This is a genomic window from Streptomyces sp. NPDC002676, assembly GCF_053592455.1.
On sequence record NZ_JBSFVT010000034.1, the window covers coordinates 1 to 17,030 of the forward strand.

Genomic DNA, 17,030 nt, shown 5'->3' on the forward strand with positions numbered 1-17,030 from the left:
GACACCACCGCGCAGCGCAGACCTGCCGCCCGCGCCGCGTGCACGTACCGGACCGAGCCGTCGTAGGGTTCCACCCCCTCCTCGCGGATCCGCCGGAGCACCAGTGCGTTCTTCCGGTTGCCCAGGCCATTCACCGTCTCCGCCTCCGGCGGGTCCTGCGGCGATCCCTCGGGCAGGTGCACCCCGCGTGCGGCGAGGAACGTGCGCACGCCGTCCTCACGGGGCCGCCCGTCCACGTACTCGTCGTAGTCGCTGTCCGCGTCGAACGGCACGAACGCTGTCCCCTCGCGCGTCGCGCGCTCGCGGAGATACCCGTCGAACATCTCCTTCCAGGCGGCCGCGTGCACCTTCGCGGTCTGGGTGAGTACCCCGTCCAGGTCGAACAGGCAGGCACGGACGTTCGCAGGAAGCCCCAACATGCGGCCGAGGTTAGAAGGCACCTGCCGGCGGACGCGACAGGACACCGTCCGGCACGCACGAAGGCACCCGCTCGGTCGAGGCTGAGTGGTCAGCCCCAAAATGATGTGGCTGGTGCGATCACGGCGTCGGAGCCGTCCTGGATAGCCCCGTTCGCCGGGTTGAGCTCCCGCCGCTTCGGCACGTTGGTGACACAGCTGCGGCGTGAAGGAGCGGACGCGGTCCGCAGAGGACGGCCGTGGAGCTAGGGAACATGCGCGCGAGGTGCGTGAACTGCGGGAATCGATCAATATCCTTGCCCAGCACGTGCAGTTCCTCACTCTGGAGAATCAGCGTCTCGCGGGGACGACCAACCAGCGCAGCCGCGTCACCCGCATCGGAGGTCGCCGTTGAAATATCAGTGCCCCCGTGTGCTCCGGGGCGCCGGGCGGCGCTCGGTGCCGATCATGGGGACAGCCTCGATCCAGCCCTGTGCCTGCCGTCGGCCGATGGCCTTGCGTGCGATGGACAGCACGCGGTTGACGGTGTCGGCGTCCATCTCGGCCCCGGCCTCCTAGCCCGGACACCAAGGAACAGGTAACCCGCCGGTAGCTTTCAGGGCCTCGCGACCTTAAACAGGTAAACATCAAACTCAGTAACCGGATGCGGAACCGGCCTGGGCCGGAACAGGACGTCGGCCGGAAAACGGGCGTGAAGGAACTGGCGGCCGGCCGGGAACCGACCGGCCGCTGAGGCCATGCGGCCAAGGATTCCCCAGCCGTGCCGACATCAGTTGAGCCGGCTGCCGATCCGCCAGAAGCTCAGGGCGGTCAGCAGCCCGGCGAGGGCCGTGAAGATCGCGGTCTCCAGCCACTGGAAGGTCCAGTAGCGGCTGGCCGGTTGCTCGGAGATGTCCACGTGGAGGTTGCCCTTCGCCAGGCAACTCGGCATCTCCGTCAGCGACTTGTTGTTGGTGCAGTCCTGGAACCATGCAGTGTGGCCGACCTCCTTGCCCTTGGAGTTGAGCATGGCGGTGGTCTCCACCACCCAGGGCCCACCGGGCACCCGCAGCCCGCCGATGTCACCGTAGGCGCCGATCTTCGTCAGGCCCCTGATCACCTGTGCGGTGAGCGGCACCGAGGTGCGGACCGGCGATGCGTAGTGCGGCCGGATCACGGTGGGCACGACGATCTGGAGCACGGCGAAGACCACCAGGGTCGCCCCCATGGCGGGCACGGTGTGGCGGACGAACAGCCCGAGGGTGATCCCCAGCACGAAGGCGAAGGCCGCATAACCCAGCGGCGCGATGTTGCGTGAGGCGAACAGCACCGGTTCGAAGCGGTTGTTCAAGACGGTGTTGACCGGGCCTGAGGCCCAGGTCAGCAGCAGGCTGTACAGCCCGGCCACGGCCGTGCTCAGCAGACCGACCACGCCCAGCTTGACCGCCAGCCACCGGCTGCGGGTCACGCTCTGGTTCCACACCAGCCGGTGGGTTCCGGCCTCCAGCTCACGACTGATCAGCGGCGCGCCCCAGAAGATGCCGATGATGCCGGGGACCACCAGCAGCAGGTAGCTGAGCAGGTCGACCCGGGGGCTGTAGTGGTCGGCGAAGGTGCCCAGTGTGCTGGAGCAGTTGCCGTGGCCGGTGCAGTGCGCGAGCGTGTCGTCGTAGCTGCTGTGGATCTGTCGGCCGAGGATCACCAGATAGATCCCGAGCAGCAGGAGGGCACCGAGGCCCGCCAGCGCCTGAACGCGGAACTGGCGCCAAGTCAGCCAGATCATCGCTGTGCCTCCATGACCGTCGGGGCGGGCTGGGCGGCGGCCTGGTTCGCCCGGGTCATATAGGCCAGGACCAGCTCCTCCAGATCGAGGGTCTCCACGCTCCAGGGCCCGCCGGCCAACTGCCTCTGGTCCGCGCGCACGATCGCCGCGCTCTCCCGCACAGCGTGTTCTACGTGGACCACCCCCACGTCGGCCGGCAGCTCACCGATGTCCTGGCGGTCTCCGACGAGCCGGTGGTGGTCGGCCAGCAGTCCGGACACATCGCCGGCCACCTGGATCCGGGAGTTGGCCAGCACGATCAGGTAGTCGCAGACCCGCTCCACATCGGGGAGCGCGTGCGAGGAGAGGATGGCGCTGGCCCCCAGGTCGGTGACGAACTCCATCAGGTTGTCCAGGAAGCCCGCGCGGGCCAGCGGGTCGAGCGCGGCGGCGGGCTCGTCGAAAATCAGCAGCTCGGGCCGCTTGGCCGCCGCGATGGTCAGGGCGAGCTGGGCACGCTGGCCCCCCGAGAGACGGCCCGCCCTGTGCTTCGGGTCCAGTCCGATCTGGGCGATCCGCCGCTGCGCGAGCGGCCCGTCCCAACCGGGGTTCAGCTTCGCGCCCATGCGCAGGTGGTCCGCGACCGACAGATCGGCGTACACCGGTGTGTCCTGTGCGACGAAGCCGACCTTGGCCAGGTGTGCCGGACTTGCGGCGGGCTCGGCGCCCAGCACGCGGATCGTGCCCGAGGTGGGCTGGATCAGCCCGCACGACATATTGAGCAGCGTCGACTTTCCGGCGCCGTTGGGACCGACCAGGCCGATCACGCGCCCCTGGGGGATGCTCAGGTCGCAATCGGTCAGTGCCTGGTGGCGGCCGTAGCGCTTACCCAACTTCACGGCTTCCAGTACTGGTGTCATGTGTTCCTCGATCGAGGTAGCGAAGTGGTCAGGACGTGGATCCCGTGCCCTGGGCACGGACGACCCCGGTCAGCCGCGCCCACGGCTGGCGCGCCACTTCTTGACGCTCCAGTAGACGGCGTAGACAACCCCGGCGAGGACGATCAGGTTGAGGGCCCACCAGGCGTACAGCAGAGGGCTCCGTTCGGTCTTCTCGGCCAGTGTCGAGACGGCGAGGACGTGCGGGGCGGAGGAGATGAGATCAGCCATGTCCTCAGCATGCTGAGCAGGCGTCGGCCGTCACACCAGCCGAAAGAACGGTCCGGCTCGTACTTTCGGCCGGTACAGGGGTCCGCCGGCGATCGCATAGCGTGAACCGGGTGAATACCGCACTTCGATCGGTCTGGGGACCGAAGGCCGTAGTCAACACGGCACTGGGGCTCGTGTTCACCGCTGTGCTCCTGTTCATGGCCGTTCAGTACATGAGCCAGGGCCGCCCCTGGGCCTTCGACACCGGGGTGGGCCTGGTGGTGTGCCTGGTCGCTCTCGGGCGTGCGCGGCACCTGGGCTGGGCAGCGGCCATCGGCCTGGCCATCGCGGGCGGCGCCGGTCTTGTCGCCAGGCTCCTGCACCTGCCCGGCGAGCCGGGCGCCGCGGCCGTACTGGCGCTGCTGGTCCTCGGCGGCTCCGCGATCCGGGCGCTGCCTCGCTGGCAGGCCGGCGGAATCGCGGCCGCCGGGTTCGCTTTGATGACTGTCGGTTGGCTGACCGCAGACGCACCCAGCACTCCGGTCCGGGTCGGTACGGAGGTCTGGATCCTCGCCCTCGGAACCGGTCTCGGCCTGCGCTTCCTAGACTACCGCCGCCAGATGGCCACCGAGGCTGTCCGGCGCGACGAGCGCCTGACCCTGGCCCGGGAACTGCATGACGTGGTCGCCCACCACATCACGGGCATCGTGGTGCAGGCCCAGGCCGCGCGGATCGTGGGTAAGCGGCAGCCCGAGATGCTGGACCAAGCCGTGGCAGGCATCGAGGAGGCCGGCAGCGAGGCGCTGGCCGCCATGCGCCGCGTGGTCGGCCTGCTACGCGACACCGACGACGCGGCCACCACTTCTCCCACCACGCCGAGCCCACAACAACTGGCCGAAATCGTCCGGCGGTTCGAGGAACACGGGCCGGACGTGGAGCTCCGGCTGCCCGAGAACCAGACGCCCTGGCCGCCCGAGGTCACCTCCACCGTCTACCGGATCGTCCAGGAGTCCCTCACGAACATCGCCCGGCACGCGCCGCACGCCCGCTCGGCCACCGTCGACATCGCCCAGGACCCGGGCGGCGTCACCGTCAGGATCACCGACGACGCGCCCCCCGGTCATACCCGGCACCTCCCGAAGGGCGGGTTCGGCCTGATCGGCATGCGCGAGCGGGTCGAGGCGCTCGGCGGCACCCTGGCTGCGGGGCCCGGGCCCGGAGTCGGCTGGTCGGTGCTCGCCAAGGTACCGATTCTCCTGAAGGAGAGCCAGTGACGATCAAGGTCATGCTGGCCGACGACCAGGCGATGATCCGCGGTGGCCTGAAGCTCATCCTGGAGGACCAGGAGAACATCACCGTGGTCGGCGAGGCCGCCGACGGCGCCGAGGCGGTCGACCTCGCCCGGCGTCTGCGCCCCGATGTCTGCCTGATCGACATCCGTATGCCCAAGCTGGACGGCATCGAGGTCACCCGCGCCCTGGCCGGGCCGGGCGTGCCGGACCCTCTGCGAGTTGTCATCGTCACCACCTTCGACCTCGACGAGTACGTCTACGGCGCGCTGCACGCCGGGGCGGTCGGCTTCGTCCTCAAGGATGCCGGGCCGACCCTGCTGGTCGAGGCGGTCCGCGCGGCGAGCGTCGGCGACGCCCTCATCTCACCGTCGATCACACTGCGGCTGCTGCGCAACCTCGCGCCGACCCGAAGGGCGACCGTGCCGAGGCCGACGCAGCCGCTCTCGGCACGCGAGACGGAAGTGATCCGGGCCATCGCGCGAGGCCGCACCAACCAGGAGATCGCCGCCGAGCTCTTCATCTCGCTCAGCACGGTCAAGAGCCACCTGGCGACCATCCAGAAAAAGCTCCAGGTCCGCAACCGGGTCGAGATCGCAGCCTGGGCCTGGGAGAGCAGGCTCATGGACAATGCCCAGCGGCTGCCCTGAAACTTGTCCGGTGCCGTGACACAGTTCTTACCGGCACCCCTACCAGTTCCAAGGCTGGAGACGGAACATCGACCAAGCATCTAGAAAGTCCTGAACAGTGGTGGCGGCCGTCTCATCGAATCCAGTCCGTGCAGGTCCACGCGACTCGGTCGCCCAACTTCGCTGAGACAGGACAGTCGTGGTCGCGGACCAATGAAACTGCGCAGCTGTCCTGTCTCAACCGATTTGGTTCCCGTCCCCGGTGATCTGGTCCGATTCGCTCGTCATCTCAGATCATCTGGTCTGGGCCGACGGCTTCTGTCCCACGAGACAGAGCCTGATCGTCAGCGACGCCCCGGACAACGACCGGGGATCGGCCAGGGCGAGACTTCTCCCATGAGAGTCAGATGCCTGGGGATCATTCATCCCGCGGCCGGCATCCCAGTCGCGGAGTTCGACGGGATCCGGGTGGGTGGTGTCTACCCGGTTGTGGAGATGGTCACCTACGACATCGATTGCCAGATCCGCGTGCTCGGCCCCGACGTACCCGACCCCGGACTGCTCTGGGACCCCGCCGACTTCGAGACAGTGGACACCCGAATACCACCCGGCTGGACCCTGGTCATCGCCGACGGCCGCACCCGCCTCGCGGACGCCCGCTGGCAGCGCCCCGGCTTCTGGGCCGACTACGGCCACGGCGACCCGCAGGCCCGGGCCGACTACGACCACGTCAAGCGCGAACTCCTCGACACCGCCCCGCCACCCGAGTACTGACCCCTGCGCCCGGGTGTCCCGCTCCCGCGCCCGGGCAGTCAGGTCGCAGCCCGACGGCGACGGACCAGATCAAGTGAGACAGCGGCCGACATCCGCGCTGGAGAAACCAGACCAACTGAGAAAACCTTCACCCCGCCATCTCAACCAATCTGGTCGTCGCAGGTCACTGCCATAGACGCGGACCAGATCATCTGCGACGGGACAGTCGTGGTCGCGGACCAATGAAACTGCGCAGCGTCCAACGAACCTGCGCACCGCTCCATGTCCAGAGGAAACCCGGTCTGCGGCACCTGCTTGCTGATCAGCAGTCCTCGGAGTGTGTGACGGCTACTCAGGGCTCTGCCGGTAGTGGGCAGTTCCCGCGTAGGACACGCCCTCATGTGGCGGGAGGGCGAGCGGATTGTGACGCATGCTCCGCAGCTGGCCGCGCGTGACGCCGACGCGGGGCACATGCTCGTTGACTGTCTCGGTCCGGGCGCGCTGTCACGCCAACTGGCCGGCGCACTGGCTCCTGGAGCGCCGCCGCCGGGCCGAGCAGGCCCTCATCTCGGTAGGTGGCCACCGCCTACCTGTTCGGTGTCTCCACCCGCCGGGTCGAGAAGCTCGCCGAGTCCCTTGGCGTCGCGCAGTTGTCGAAGTCCCAGGTCTCAGCGATGGCTCGGCACCTGGACGAGCAGGTCACAGCCTTCCGCAACCGGCCTCTGGACGCCGGCCCCTACGCTTTCGCCTGGGTTGACGCACTCACCCAGAAGGTCCGCGAGGGCGGCCGGACCATCAACGTCCACGCACTCATCGCGGTCGGCGTCAACGCCGACGGCCACCACGAGATCCTCGGCCTGGACGTCGCCACCGCCGAGGACGGCGCCGGCTGGCTCGCTTTCCTGCGCTCGCTCATCGCCCGCGGCCTGACCGGCGTACGGCGGATGCCGGGACTGCTGCGGCAACGGTCACCAGGAATCCGGCGGAAAGAATCTGCACGAATCTTTTCCGGGCATAGGGCATTGTGCGGCCTCGAAAGGCTTTTCGACACCAGTGGAACGACCGTGCGAATCAAGGCTTCTGAAAGAGTAAGCAAAGGTCATGTTTTGGGATGCATGGAATTCAAAAGTGACAGTTAGCATTCCGCTTCTGCCAGAAGGCAGTTACTCGGCTGGAGCGTGAAAGCGGCCTGCGTTGCCGTGTTCGCGAACCGTCAGAGAGTCGCCCCTGCCTCCCGAAGCTCGGCAACGGCGCGATGGCGGCTGTCATTCGATGAGGACGCGGCCTTCCGGAGGGCCACCGCGGCTACCGCGGGCCGAAGGTGTTGAGGAACACCACGGGCTCTGGGCCGAAGCGGCCGGCCGCGTCGAGGTCGAGCAGGGCGGCGAGAGCCTTGGCGGTGTAGGTGTTCTCGAGTTCCAGCCCTTCCTCGGAGCCCGCCCGGTCGAGCGCGGCGCGCCCCTGCGGGGTGGGATGGGCGTAGCCCGGGCCGAGCCAGCGGTACTCCGTGACAATCTCGCGGGGGCCGGGGGCGGCCACCGCTCGCAGGTCGGCGCCACGTGAGCGGAGGAGCGCCAGGGACCTCGCGGCGAGCCGGGTGAGGGTGGCGCTGTCGAGTCGGAGGGTGTCGTTGACGATGACGCCGAGGACACGGGTGCGCAGACCAGCGAGCCGACACCCCAGGGCGAGGCCGGCCGCGGTTCCGCCGGATCCGACCGGGGTGACGATCCAGGCCGGTTCGGGCAGGAGCCCGTCGGCGACCTGCTCGGCCAGTTCGAGCGCGCACTCGACGGACCCGAGTGCGCCGAGCGGAGAGGAACCCCCGGCGGGGAGGTAGTGCGGGAGGGTGAGCCCGTGCGTGTGGCGGGCGAACAGCCACGGTGCGGCGAGGACCAGCCGGGTCCGGGTGTGCAGGAAATGCAAGGTGGCGCCGGAGGCACGCAGGCGGTCGAGCTGGGCCCGGACGTGGTCGTCCACCGGATGGTCGATCAGACCGAGGGCGACGTCGAGACCGTACTCACGGGCGTACAGCGCGGCCGCCAGGCCCCAGTTGGTGCCGAGGCCTCCGACGGTGAGGATTGTCCGGGCCCGGCGGCGGGCCTCGGGCAGCAGCCACTCCAGCTTGCGGACCTTGTTCCCGCCCCAGCCGCCCCTGCCGTAGCTGCTGTCGTCCTTCAACCACACGGGGTATCGGAGTCCGAGCCCGGTCAGCGGACGGACCGGCGTCGGGCCATCTCCCAGCGGCAGATGCGGCAGCGCCTCGGCAAGGGTCGGCCAGCGCTGGTGGAGCAGCGGACGCGATGTCATGGCAACGACACTAGAACGGAGTCAGGCCCGCGTCTGGGCCGATGCGGCGGCTGGACCCGGCGCTGCAGGAGAAAACCTTCTGATAGCTCCTCTACGAATCAGCGGCCCGAGCTGACGAGGTGCCATGCCCGAGCGTGGACGACCTGTACTCGCAGGACAAACGCGGCAAGATCACCGCCAGGGCGGGGCGACCGAGTGGATCCACTGGCAGTCCGGCACCGCCCGACTCCTGCCCCGCCTGATCGCAGGCCGCACACGCGGCCCGCTGTTCCTCACCAGCCGCAAGGCCCCAGCCCGACGTCCGAACCATGCCCGAACAGTTCACGCCGTCATCCGGTCAGCCGCATCTGGCCCTCTTGCGGTAGCCGACTGCGCCTCGAGGTGGGAGATCTGTCTGGTAGCGCCGGACCAACCCCCGACGCGCTCCGTGAGAGAGGAAGTCCCGCCCCATGACTTCAGTCCCGGTCAAGCCCGGCAAGTACAAGATCCACGCCCACATCATCGGCCCCACCAGCCTGGTGACCGCCACCGAGTACGCCGTCAAGTACGGTGCCCCCGTCATCACCGACCGCTTCAACCCGCTCCCGATCGAGCAGGAGTGGGTCATCGACTACCCCGAGGCCGGGCAAGAGCCCGAACCCGAGTCACCGTACGTGATCCACCTCGCCTACCACCCCGCCGCAGGCCTCGTCATCACCGAGGACAAGCTCTGGGTCAACAGCGTGCCACGCACCGAATGGGCAAAGTTCACCTTCGAACCGGTCATCGGCGGAATCAAGATCCTTTCGGAAAAGGGCCTCAGCCTGCGCGCCGGCCACCGCGGCGCCCAGATCGAACTCACCACACCCAAGCCCGAGTTCCAGGAGACCTGGACCCTGGAGTACCTCGGTCCGATCGTCACGGAGTAACACCGGACCATGGGGTGGCCGACGGTCGCACCGTCGGCCACCCCATCCCGCGTTCTCTGCCAAAACCCGGCGGTTCAAAGGTCTCGTACCGGGCCCAGCTCTTCGAGAGACGCACCCCGCAGCCCTGTGCAGGCTCCCGCGGTTGCGCGATCACCAGCGCGGCGCTGAAGCGGCACCCGTGCCAGGGAGCCGTCCATTGTCCGAGCCCCGCTGCCAGAGGGCCGAAGTTCGTGATGATCTGCCTTACCGTCCTGGCGAGTGACGGCATGCCGATCTCCGGGCGCGTCGTGATCGCGCATCGCTACGAAGGTGACGACCTGGTCGTGATCTTCGAAAGGGTCCGCCGACGTGCGCTTCACCTGGACCATCGCCCTCGGCCTCCTGGACTGATCACAGGCGATGCCGGCCGTGAAGGCCGGAGCGGATCGAGCAGCTGCCCGCGACCGGCATGCGGCCCAAGCCGTGGGACCGACCAGGATGCGCCCCCGGCCGGCCCTACGGCGTTCACGGCTGCCGACGCCCCGTCCCGTCAGTTCCTGTCCTCGCCGCGAGCGTCTCGTCGCGGGCCGGGCGGGAGGCCACTCCCGGGAGAACCGGGCGCAGACGGTACCGGCCGGCTGGGCCGCAGAGCATGTGACAGCCGACCAAGGTGCGGCAGCACCCGAGACCCTGCTGGGCGGGATGAGGCCAGCCGATGACGCGGGGGTGGGGTCAGTGACGGTGGTAGCCCCAGGAGAACGCGTCGACGACGCGCCCGCGGTCATTGCGCAGGATCGCGGTGTCGCCATGGTTGTTCCACACATAGTTCCGCCGGTCCTGGTACAAGTCCGAGCGGGTGTCCCAGCCGATACCGATATAAACGCGGACTGTGCCCCGGCCGGCGAGCCGCTGCTCACCCTCGGCTACCCCGACCCGGACAAGCAGTACACCAGCCCGATCTCACGATTCGACGCCGACCAGCTGTTCACCTACGCCTGAACACCCACTCGGAAACCAAAACCCACAACACCCACGACGGCCGCCGCGCTCACCGCGTCCGTCGACGGCATCGCGGCTGAGACGTTGTCGTGGAGTTGCCCCGCGACGGTTCCCGCCTCCTCCACAGTGCCCTGGGTGCGCTCCGCGCGTTCCTTGCCCTCCTCAGCCATGGCCTCGGGGTTGAGCCCCAGCGCGGGCCCCGTCGATGTCCGTGTGGTGCACGGTCGTGCTGTTCGGACTACGAGCTGCTTCGGCCGGAAGCACCATGCAGCCACCCCGGCTCGCGGTCCTCATCGAACGACAGATCACGAGCCTCGCCTGCCGCACCTCCGTGCTCCAGCAGGCGCACACCGGGACACCGGGCTTGCTCTTCCCGGGCCGGCCGCCAAGCCGCCCGCGCAGCCCCCAGACCGTCAACAACTACATGAAGTTGCACGGTCTGCCGGGCATCAGCGCCCGCAACACGGCCATGATGGAAGCGATCACCGACCTCCCGCCGATCGTGGTCAGCGACCTCTTCGGCGTCCACCCCCACACCGCCTACGCGTGGGCTCACTACGCCCAAAACAGCTGGGCTGAATACCTCGGTTCAATCCACCGACTAGCCCCCGCGACTTCGAGGACCGATCTTGCGGTCCGGGGAGCCGGACGTGCTCTGGACGCCGAGCATGGCGGGGTAGGCGAGCGCGGCGAGGGTCAGACCCAGTGCACCGGTCACGAAGACGGTTCTTGCCCTGTTGCGGAAGATGGGCACGCTGCCTCCAGACGCGAGCGGCTCGTACGGCAGGAGGTACGGGCCGGCCGCCGGGATCCGTCAGCTCCGCGGGTAAAAAACCAGCCGCCCGGCCGCGTCCCCGGCCTCCCGGGGCAGTACACCCGGGCCCGTCCCTACGCTGCCGCGGCGCAGGGGCGGAAGCGGGCTAGGTAGGCGAGGGTGGAGCCACGGTGTGCGGCCAGGTGGAGGCCGGAGTCGTCGGCGAGGCGGTGCAAGGTGCCGAAGGGGATCCAGTGGCGGTCGAAGAACTCGCCGACCACCAGTCGGCCGCCGGGGGTGAGCACCCGGACCGCCTCGGCCAGCACCCGCTCCGGCTCTGATACCTCGCCCAGTGCGGTCACCAGGTACATGGCGTCGAACGTGCGGTCAGGGAAGGGGAGTTCACGAGCGTCACCTCGGGTGGGCGTGATGTTGGCGACGCCGTGCCGTTCCGCGCGGCGCATCACGTGGTCGAGCATCTCCGGCTGGATGTCCAGGACGTCCAGCCGTCCGTCCGGGCCGAGTTGGGGAGCGACGTGCAGCGACTGCAGGCCGGTGCCGGGACCGACTTCCAGCACCCGCTCACCTGGCCTGGGCCGCAGCACGGCGTCCAGGCGGTTCGCGGTCAGATACGGCAACGGCAGGTCCAGCAGCTTGTGTTGGGCGTACGGGTAAGGGGCCTTGTCGCCGAACCACAGGGCGCCGGCGGCGACGGCACCGGCGGCGAGCGCCCAGCGGACGGCGGGCTTGGCCAGGACGGTGTGGGACATGGATCTCTCCTTGGGAGGGGATGGTGGCGTGCGGGAAGGAGGCGGGGCCGGGAGCGAGGGTCAGGCTGTCTGGCGGGCAAACCCCCGTACCGCCAGCACGACGCACACCACCGCCAGCGGCAGTTCCGCGCCGACCGCCATCACCACCGCCGATATCTGATCCGCGCCTGATGCCGCGGTCACCGTGTCGAACCAGGCGTCGACCACCAGCAGCGTCGCGGTGGCGGTGGCCGTCAGGGCGTGCAGCTGGTGGCCGCGTACGGCCAGCAGCCCCGTGGCGATCAGCCCCAGCGCCTCCAAGGCGTCCAGGCCGATCCAGGCGGTGCACCAGTTCGAGGCGATGGCGGTCCCCGGCAGACCGTTGGCCAGCACGACCAGCCACGGCAGCAGGGCCAGCCCGCAGCCGACCAGGACGTGTCCCATGCGGTACCGGCGGCCGATGCGCAGGCCGGCCGAGCCGCGGGCCTCGTCCTGAAGTCGGCAGACGCTCAGCGTGCTCAACGGATCGGTCTCCTCGCGTTCCCGGTGCTCCTTCACGCCTCCAGCCTCGCCCGCCAGGCGCTCACGGTCAGTAACGCGAATGTCCGTTGTGGGGGTGGCACTAGCTACACCCCGAGGCGGATGCTCTTGCCATGGCCCGCCCCCGGCCCGGACACCTACCGTTTCCCCATGCACACAACCGCCCGCCTGCGGCGCCTACTTCTGTTCCCGTTCCAGGGAGCCGGACGACCGGTCTCGTTCCTCGTCACGGGCGTCCTCGTCCAGCTCGGCGTCCTCTTCGTCGTGTCCCTGCCGTGGCTGCTCTTCCTCCCGGTCCTCGACCCCGCGGGCCAACTGCTCCTCGCGGTTTTCATCCCGTTCACGGCCATCGTGCTCGCCGGGCCGCTGCTGACCGAGGTGCAGCGCGGCCGCTTCCTCGCCCGGCTCGACGTGGCCATCCCCTCGCCTTACGCGGGACAGCGGCCCCGGCTGCCGGAGTGGCTGCGATCCCGGGCGGGGCACCGGCAGCTCAGGTACCACCTGCTGGACGGGCCGCTGCTCGCTCTCGCGGGGTCCTTCACCCTCCTGGCATGGGTCGTGGCCGTCACCGCCACCTCGATCTACCTGTGGATCTGGCTGGTGCCGCTGGACTGGCGCGTCGACCATCCCGGCTACTACACCTGGGCGGCGTACGTCACCGCGGCGGGGCTCGCCCTGCTCCACGTCGCGCGGTTGTCGACCGACGCCCTCTCCCGGCTCGACACCCGCACCGCCACCGTCCTGCTCGGGCCCAGCCGCGAGGAGCAGTTGGCCCGCCGGGTCGAGGACCTGGCCGAGAGCCGGGCCGGCCTGGTGGACGCGGCCGATGCCGAACGACGGCGGATCGAACGGGACCTGCACGACGGCGCCCAGCAGCGGCTGGTCTCCCTGGCCGTCAACCTCGGCCTGGCCAAGGCCACGCTCGGGGACCTGCCCGAGGACGCCCGCCAGGTGATCGACGAGGCGCACCGGGAGGCGAAGGAGGCGATAGAGGAGCTGAGCAGCCTGGTGCGCGGGATGCACCCGGCCGTTCTGGAGGACCGTGGCCTGGACGCCGCACTGTCCGGCATCGCCGCCCGAGCACCCATCCCGGTACGGGTGAAGGTGGACCTGTCGTCGCGGCCGTCGCCCACGATCGAGGCGGTCGCCTACTTCGTCGTCTCCGAAGCACTGACGAACGTGGTGAAGCACGCCGAGGCGTCCAGCGCCGAGGTCACCGTGGAGCGCTTCGGGAAGACGCTGCTGGTCGTCATCAGCGATGACGGGGTGGGCGGCGCGGAACCCACCGGTGGTACCGGGCTGGCGGGGCTGGCCAAGCGGGTCGCCTCGGTCGATGGCACGCTGTCGGTCGACAGCCCCGTCGGGGGGCCGACCGTCATCACCGTGGAGCTGCCGTGCGTGCCGTGATCGCCGAGGATTCCGTACTGCTCAGGGTCGGGGTGGTCAAGGTCCTGGAGATGGCCGGGTTCGAGGTGGTCGCCGAAGTCGGCGATGGCGCGGCGCTGTTGGCGGCAGTGGAGGAACACCGGCCGGACCTCGCTGTGGTGGACGTCCGCATGCCCCCCGGTTTCACCGACGAGGGAGTGCGCGCCGCGCTGGTCATCAGGCAACAGTGGCCAAAGACCGCGGTGTTGCTGCTCTCGCAGTATGTGGAGGAGCGGTACGCGGCCGATCTGCTGTCCGCCAACACCTCCAGCATCGGCTATCTGCTCAAGCAACGCGTCGCGGACGTGGAGGAGTTCGTGGACGCGCTGCGCCGGGTCGCGGCCGGCGGGACGGCGCTGGACCCGCAGGTCGTCTCGCAGCTTCTGGTGCGCCGCCACAGCGGCCCGCTGGACCGGCTCACCCCGCGGGAACGCGAGGTCCTGGAGCTGATGGCGGGCGGCCGGTCCAACGCCGGGATAGCGGGGCAACTCGTCATCAGCGAGAGTGCGGTGGCCAAACACATCAACAACATTTTCGCCAAGCTCGACCTGCCGAAGGCGGACGCCGACCACCGCCGGGTGCTCGCCGTACTGAGCTTCCTCGGCGTGGCCTGATCCCGGCCGACCCTGCGGACCACATCCCCTTCCACTTGGGCCTTTCCGGCCTTTCTCCGGCATGACATCCGGGCGTCCGGGGTGGTGCCGGCGCGTCCCGGGACTCCGTGCCCAATATCGTCAACTTCCTGTCTTGTAACCACCGGTGATCGAACAGAGGACCTATGCTCCAATAATCTCCTTCCACCGTCACCCCGCTCCCGGGCGGGAGAGCCTCCATGAGGGATCCGTGTGTGAAGCCCTGGGATTCGAAATACTCCTCGACGAGGAGGGCTTCTTCGCGCGCCTGCTCGGACGGTCACCATCGGGCGCCGGCCGCGAACCGTTGTACGGGCCCGACCTTCCCGTGGTGCTGGTCACCGGTGGCCCGGGCATGGGCAAGGGGCGGCTGCTGCGCGCGGTCCGGGACCGTTTCGCCGCCAGTGTGCCGGTGATCGATCTGGACTGCGGCTCGCCGTGTACGCGGATCGGGCGGAGCCGGAGCCGGACGCCCGCTCGGCCACGACCGAGGTCCTGTGGAGATGAACGAGGCCGATCTGCGGGAGACCAAAGCCGGAAAGATTGTCGTCAAACCGGGCATTGACATGAAGTCGCCACACGAACTTTGGTCCGATCCTGTCGAGGCCGAGGCGCTGAAGGTTCGACTCGACGGTCTGCACCGGGCGAAGATCCGGCTCGCTGATGAGGTGCTCGTAGTCGGCGACTACATCGGAGACAGCACCCGAGCCGAAATCGCCTACGCCCGGTCGCTGGGCAAGCCCGTGCGGTTCACGGACCCCGAAGTCGACCCTGACGCCTGACCGCCCGCTGCCACCTCGACAACGAGGGCCAGCAGCCCGCCGCGAGCAGGCGGTCCGGGCAGCCCAGGCCAGCTACGCGGAATGCCTCGCCGCCCACGCCGCCCTGGAGGCCTGCCGGCAGCGCAGCGCAATGGACGAGCTCGCACTGACGGAAGCGGCCGACGCCGCCCACAAGGCCCATAAGGACACCCAAGAGCAACTGGCGGAGGCCCGGTCCCGGCTGGAGGGCGTCGCGGACCGGGCGGGAGACGCCCGGCGGGCCGCGGACGAAGCGGCGCGACGGGTGGACCGAGCAGTGCCTGCAGCGCAGACCTCCCTGGCCCGCGTACGCGGGCTCATGGCCTTCGACCCACTGCGGGAACTGCTCGGCTGCCCGCCCAAGGAGCCGGGCGACGACGACCACGACGCCAGCAGGTGGCTCACCGAGCTGCACGGTCGGCTGGAGGCCGTCCCGGCTCCTGGCAGGCCGCTGGAGGACTGCGCCGCGGCGGTACGAGCACATCTGGTCAGCGAGGACGACGACTGGCAGCTCGGGCACGGCCAGGCCCCCGACGGCATTCCCACCCACCAGCTGACGCTGACCGGGTACAGGGGAATGTCGCCGCCGGCGGCCGAACACCACGCGGCAGCCCGTCTCGAAGCGGCCCAGGCCTCCTTCGACACCGCAGAGGACCAGGCCCTGCAGCAGTTCGTCCTCGGCCGTATCCCCACCGCCATCAGCACCGCATGGGTCGAGCTCCACACCTGGGTCAAGAACATCAACACCCAGATGAAACTCGCCAAAGCGTCCTCCGGCCTCCTCGTGCAGCTCAAGGTCCGCCTCGCCCCCGACCTGACCCCTTCGCGCTCCCTCATCCACCACTTCACCTGCGAGATCGGCGACGCCGATCGCACACCCGAAATGCAGCACAGCGTCGGCCAGGAACTGCTGGCCGTCATGCGCCACGGCGAGGAAGGCGGAGCCGCCGACCGCGCCACGCGGCTGGCCGAGGCCATCGACATCCGCAACTGGGTCACCGTGCAGTACGTGATCGTCCGCGAAGACGGCACGGAAGAGCAGTGGGGCAAGCCACAGACGACGGTCTCCGGCGGTGAAAGCAGGCTGATCGTGCCGGCACCCATGCTCGCCGCACTGGCGGCGGAATACCGCCACCTGCCCGCCCACGCACTGCGCCTGTGCGCGCTGGACGAAGTACCCGGCGAGGTCGACGAGGCGGGCCGCGACGGCATCGCCAAGTACACCGCCAGCCTCGACCTGGACCTGATGTGCACCAGCCACCACTGGGACGGCTCGCCAGGCGCCTGGGACGGCATCGACATCCACGACCTGGCCAAGTCCTCCACCGGCATCATCATCGCCGAACCCATGCACCTCTACAGCCACCAGTTGCTCGCCGCCACGGGCCATCTCCCTGCCCAGAACACCGGCCGGATGACCGAGGTGACCGAGTGAGTACCGCACCAGCCGACTGTTCCCAGGGCTGGTGCCCCGACGGGGCTTGCCAGGGCGCCCGCCTCGACTCCCTGCTCACCCCCCAAGCACGGTGGCTGTGGGAACAACTCGCCGCCAGGGCCGACAAATACGGCGAGCCGTCCATGACCGCCGGCACCACCACGATCACCGCCCCTCAGGAAGCCGGACAGCGTGCAGCAGTCCTCGGGCTGATCGGCACCCGGATCCTGGCGCCCGGGCAGCGGTGCATAGTCCGGCTGGACGCGCTGACGGTCCGTCTACGACGGCACGGTGCCCGGCTCACGCCGGGAGCCGTCGCCGCCCACGCAGTCGGCCGACCGCTCGGCTCGGCTGCCACCGAGCGGGCCCGCCAAGCCGCCCGCACCTTCGGGCTGCGGCAGCTTCGGGCGCGCCTCAACGCGGCCCTGCCCGACCATGCCCCGGTGCGGCCGTCGGACGAAGGCGGATCCTGCAGCATCCCGCGCCCGAGGAGTTGCTGAGGAGAGCAGCCGAAGTGCTGCGGCTG

The 17,030-nt window shown here is 69.4% G+C and carries 18 protein-coding genes and 4 pseudogenes; 12 read left to right on the forward strand and 10 right to left on the reverse strand.

The genetic code is table 11. The features are described 5' to 3' along the window. The coding region (locus ACWD3E_RS40705; protein WP_451392520.1) for an HAD family hydrolase at positions 1 to 419 on the reverse strand (419 nt) is incomplete at its 3' end. Positions 420 to 524: 105 nt separating this feature from the next. On the opposite strand from ACWD3E_RS40705, the pseudogene ACWD3E_RS40710 reads away from it, so the two are divergent. Beyond that, a pseudogene (locus ACWD3E_RS40710) lies at positions 525 to 662 on the forward strand (IS5/IS1182 family transposase); the annotation flags it as partial. A gap of 152 nt (positions 663 to 814) precedes the next feature. On the opposite strand, the gene ACWD3E_RS40715 reads toward ACWD3E_RS40710, so the two are convergent. The 4 genes from ACWD3E_RS40715 to ACWD3E_RS40730 form a co-directional block, all read right to left on the reverse strand. Continuing rightward, complete coding sequence (locus ACWD3E_RS40715) at positions 815 to 955, reverse strand: hypothetical protein (protein WP_451392521.1); 141 nt, start codon at positions 953 to 955, stop codon at positions 815 to 817. 230 nt (positions 956 to 1,185) lie between these two features. After that, complete coding sequence (locus ACWD3E_RS40720; protein ID WP_451392522.1) at positions 1,186 to 2,178, reverse strand: ABC transporter permease; 993 nt, start codon at positions 2,176 to 2,178, stop codon at positions 1,186 to 1,188. Then, the gene (locus ACWD3E_RS40725; RefSeq protein ID WP_451392523.1) at positions 2,175 to 3,077 is read right to left on the reverse strand and encodes an ABC transporter ATP-binding protein; all 903 of its coding nucleotides are present in this window, start codon (positions 3,075 to 3,077) and stop codon (positions 2,175 to 2,177) included. The genes ACWD3E_RS40720 and ACWD3E_RS40725 overlap by 4 nt, the downstream gene beginning before the upstream one ends. Positions 3,078 to 3,146: 69 nt before the next feature. After that, entirely contained in the window at positions 3,147 to 3,326 is a 180-nt protein-coding gene (locus ACWD3E_RS40730; RefSeq protein ID WP_451356719.1) for a hypothetical protein, read from the reverse strand. 110 nt (positions 3,327 to 3,436) lie between these two features. On the opposite strand from ACWD3E_RS40730, the gene ACWD3E_RS40735 reads away from it, so the two are divergent. The 4 genes and pseudogenes from ACWD3E_RS40735 to ACWD3E_RS40750 form a co-directional block, all read left to right on the forward strand. Continuing rightward, a complete protein-coding gene (locus ACWD3E_RS40735; RefSeq protein ID WP_451392524.1) occupies positions 3,437 to 4,579 on the forward strand; it encodes a sensor histidine kinase in 1,143 nt (380 codons plus the stop codon). Between the two features lie 11 nt (positions 4,580 to 4,590). After that, a complete protein-coding gene (locus ACWD3E_RS40740) occupies positions 4,591 to 5,244 on the forward strand; it encodes a response regulator (RefSeq protein ID WP_451392552.1) in 654 nt (217 codons plus the stop codon). A 375-nt stretch (positions 5,245 to 5,619) separates the two neighbouring features. Next, positions 5,620 to 5,997 (forward strand): hypothetical protein, encoded by a 378-nt coding sequence (locus tag ACWD3E_RS40745; RefSeq protein WP_451392525.1) that lies wholly within the window; start codon positions 5,620 to 5,622, stop codon positions 5,995 to 5,997. A 505-nt stretch (positions 5,998 to 6,502) separates the two neighbouring features. Further along, positions 6,503 to 6,917: pseudogene (locus ACWD3E_RS40750) on the forward strand (transposase); the annotation flags it as partial. Between the two features lie 364 nt (positions 6,918 to 7,281). Here the strand turns inward: ACWD3E_RS40750 and ACWD3E_RS40755 are convergent. Beyond that, positions 7,282 to 8,283, reverse strand: coding sequence for a 1-aminocyclopropane-1-carboxylate deaminase/D-cysteine desulfhydrase (locus tag ACWD3E_RS40755; protein WP_451392526.1), 1,002 nt, complete (start codon positions 8,281 to 8,283; stop codon positions 7,282 to 7,284). A gap of 449 nt (positions 8,284 to 8,732) precedes the next feature. Here ACWD3E_RS40755 and ACWD3E_RS40760 point away from each other — a divergent pair, with 449 nt between their 5' ends. Next, positions 8,733 to 9,191 (forward strand): hypothetical protein, encoded by a 459-nt coding sequence (locus tag ACWD3E_RS40760; RefSeq protein ID WP_451392527.1) that lies wholly within the window; start codon positions 8,733 to 8,735, stop codon positions 9,189 to 9,191. Between the two features lie 786 nt (positions 9,192 to 9,977). Continuing rightward, positions 9,978 to 10,169, forward strand: a complete 192-nt coding sequence (locus ACWD3E_RS40765; protein WP_451392528.1) for a hypothetical protein — start codon at positions 9,978 to 9,980, stop codon at positions 10,167 to 10,169. Here the strand turns inward: ACWD3E_RS40765 and ACWD3E_RS40770 are convergent. The 4 genes and pseudogenes from ACWD3E_RS40770 to ACWD3E_RS40785 all read right to left on the reverse strand — a co-directional run bounded on the left by ACWD3E_RS40770 (position 10,160) and on the right by ACWD3E_RS40785 (position 12,230). After that, positions 10,160 to 10,339 (reverse strand): hypothetical protein, encoded by a 180-nt coding sequence (locus tag ACWD3E_RS40770; RefSeq protein WP_451392529.1) that lies wholly within the window; start codon positions 10,337 to 10,339, stop codon positions 10,160 to 10,162. The two genes, ACWD3E_RS40765 and ACWD3E_RS40770, sit on opposite strands and share 10 nt — an antisense overlap. Positions 10,340 to 10,794: 455 nt before the next feature. Beyond that, a pseudogene (locus tag ACWD3E_RS40775) lies at positions 10,795 to 10,923 on the reverse strand (DUF4142 domain-containing protein); the annotation flags it as partial. Positions 10,924 to 11,057: 134 nt separating this feature from the next. Next, entirely contained in the window at positions 11,058 to 11,693 is a 636-nt protein-coding gene (locus ACWD3E_RS40780; protein WP_451392530.1) for a class I SAM-dependent methyltransferase, read from the reverse strand. A 60-nt stretch (positions 11,694 to 11,753) separates the two neighbouring features. After that, a complete protein-coding gene (locus tag ACWD3E_RS40785) occupies positions 11,754 to 12,230 on the reverse strand; it encodes a hypothetical protein (RefSeq protein ID WP_451392531.1) in 477 nt (158 codons plus the stop codon). Positions 12,231 to 12,362: 132 nt separating this feature from the next. On the opposite strand from ACWD3E_RS40785, the gene ACWD3E_RS40790 reads away from it, so the two are divergent. From ACWD3E_RS40790 to ACWD3E_RS40810, 5 genes and pseudogenes are all read left to right on the forward strand, one after another. Next, a complete protein-coding gene (locus tag ACWD3E_RS40790; RefSeq protein WP_451392532.1) occupies positions 12,363 to 13,619 on the forward strand; it encodes a histidine kinase in 1,257 nt (418 codons plus the stop codon). Further along, positions 13,607 to 14,251: a response regulator gene (locus ACWD3E_RS40795; RefSeq protein ID WP_451392533.1), complete on the forward strand. Its 645-nt coding sequence runs from the start codon at positions 13,607 to 13,609 to the stop codon at positions 14,249 to 14,251. Before ACWD3E_RS40790 ends, ACWD3E_RS40795 begins: the two co-directional genes overlap by 13 nt. Positions 14,252 to 14,763: 512 nt before the next feature. Next, positions 14,764 to 15,051, forward strand: a pseudogene (locus ACWD3E_RS40800) (hypothetical protein); the annotation flags it as partial. Positions 15,052 to 15,181: 130 nt separating this feature from the next. Next, positions 15,182 to 16,504 (forward strand): SbcC/MukB-like Walker B domain-containing protein, encoded by a 1,323-nt coding sequence (locus ACWD3E_RS40805; protein WP_451392534.1) that lies wholly within the window; start codon positions 15,182 to 15,184, stop codon positions 16,502 to 16,504. Next, on the forward strand, positions 16,501 to 17,004 hold the full coding sequence (locus ACWD3E_RS40810) for a hypothetical protein (RefSeq protein WP_451392535.1): 504 nt from the start codon (positions 16,501 to 16,503) through the stop codon (positions 17,002 to 17,004). The genes ACWD3E_RS40805 and ACWD3E_RS40810 overlap by 4 nt, the downstream gene beginning before the upstream one ends. Positions 17,005 to 17,030 lie beyond the last annotated feature (26 nt).

Bases quoted from the DNA above. Each gene is read 5' to 3' on its own strand.
- ACWD3E_RS40805 (WP_451392534.1), top strand. From the start codon at position 15,182: ATGGACGAGCTCGCACTGACGGAAGCGGCCGACGCCGCCCACAAGGCC.
- ACWD3E_RS40715 (WP_451392521.1), bottom strand. From the start codon at position 955: ATGGACGCCGACACCGTCAACCGCGTGCTGTCCATCGCACGCAAGGCC.
- ACWD3E_RS40740 (WP_451392552.1), top strand. From the start codon at position 4,591: ATGCTGGCCGACGACCAGGCGATGATCCGCGGTGGCCTGAAGCTCATC.
- ACWD3E_RS40780 (WP_451392530.1), bottom strand. From the start codon at position 11,693: ATGTCCCACACCGTCCTGGCCAAGCCCGCCGTCCGCTGGGCGCTCGCC.
- ACWD3E_RS40790 (WP_451392532.1), top strand. From the start codon at position 12,363: ATGCACACAACCGCCCGCCTGCGGCGCCTACTTCTGTTCCCGTTCCAG.
- ACWD3E_RS40725 (WP_451392523.1), bottom strand. From the start codon at position 3,077: ATGACACCAGTACTGGAAGCCGTGAAGTTGGGTAAGCGCTACGGCCGC.
- ACWD3E_RS40745 (WP_451392525.1), top strand. From the start codon at position 5,620: ATGAGAGTCAGATGCCTGGGGATCATTCATCCCGCGGCCGGCATCCCA.
- ACWD3E_RS40770 (WP_451392529.1), bottom strand. From the start codon at position 10,339: ATGGCTGAGGAGGGCAAGGAACGCGCGGAGCGCACCCAGGGCACTGTG.
- ACWD3E_RS40760 (WP_451392527.1), top strand. From the start codon at position 8,733: ATGACTTCAGTCCCGGTCAAGCCCGGCAAGTACAAGATCCACGCCCAC.
- ACWD3E_RS40755 (WP_451392526.1), bottom strand. From the start codon at position 8,283: ATGACATCGCGTCCGCTGCTCCACCAGCGCTGGCCGACCCTTGCCGAG.
- ACWD3E_RS40765 (WP_451392528.1), top strand. From the start codon at position 9,978: ATGGTTGTTCCACACATAGTTCCGCCGGTCCTGGTACAAGTCCGAGCG.
- ACWD3E_RS40720 (WP_451392522.1), bottom strand. From the start codon at position 2,178: ATGATCTGGCTGACTTGGCGCCAGTTCCGCGTTCAGGCGCTGGCGGGC.
- ACWD3E_RS40730 (WP_451356719.1), bottom strand. From the start codon at position 3,326: ATGGCTGATCTCATCTCCTCCGCCCCGCACGTCCTCGCCGTCTCGACA.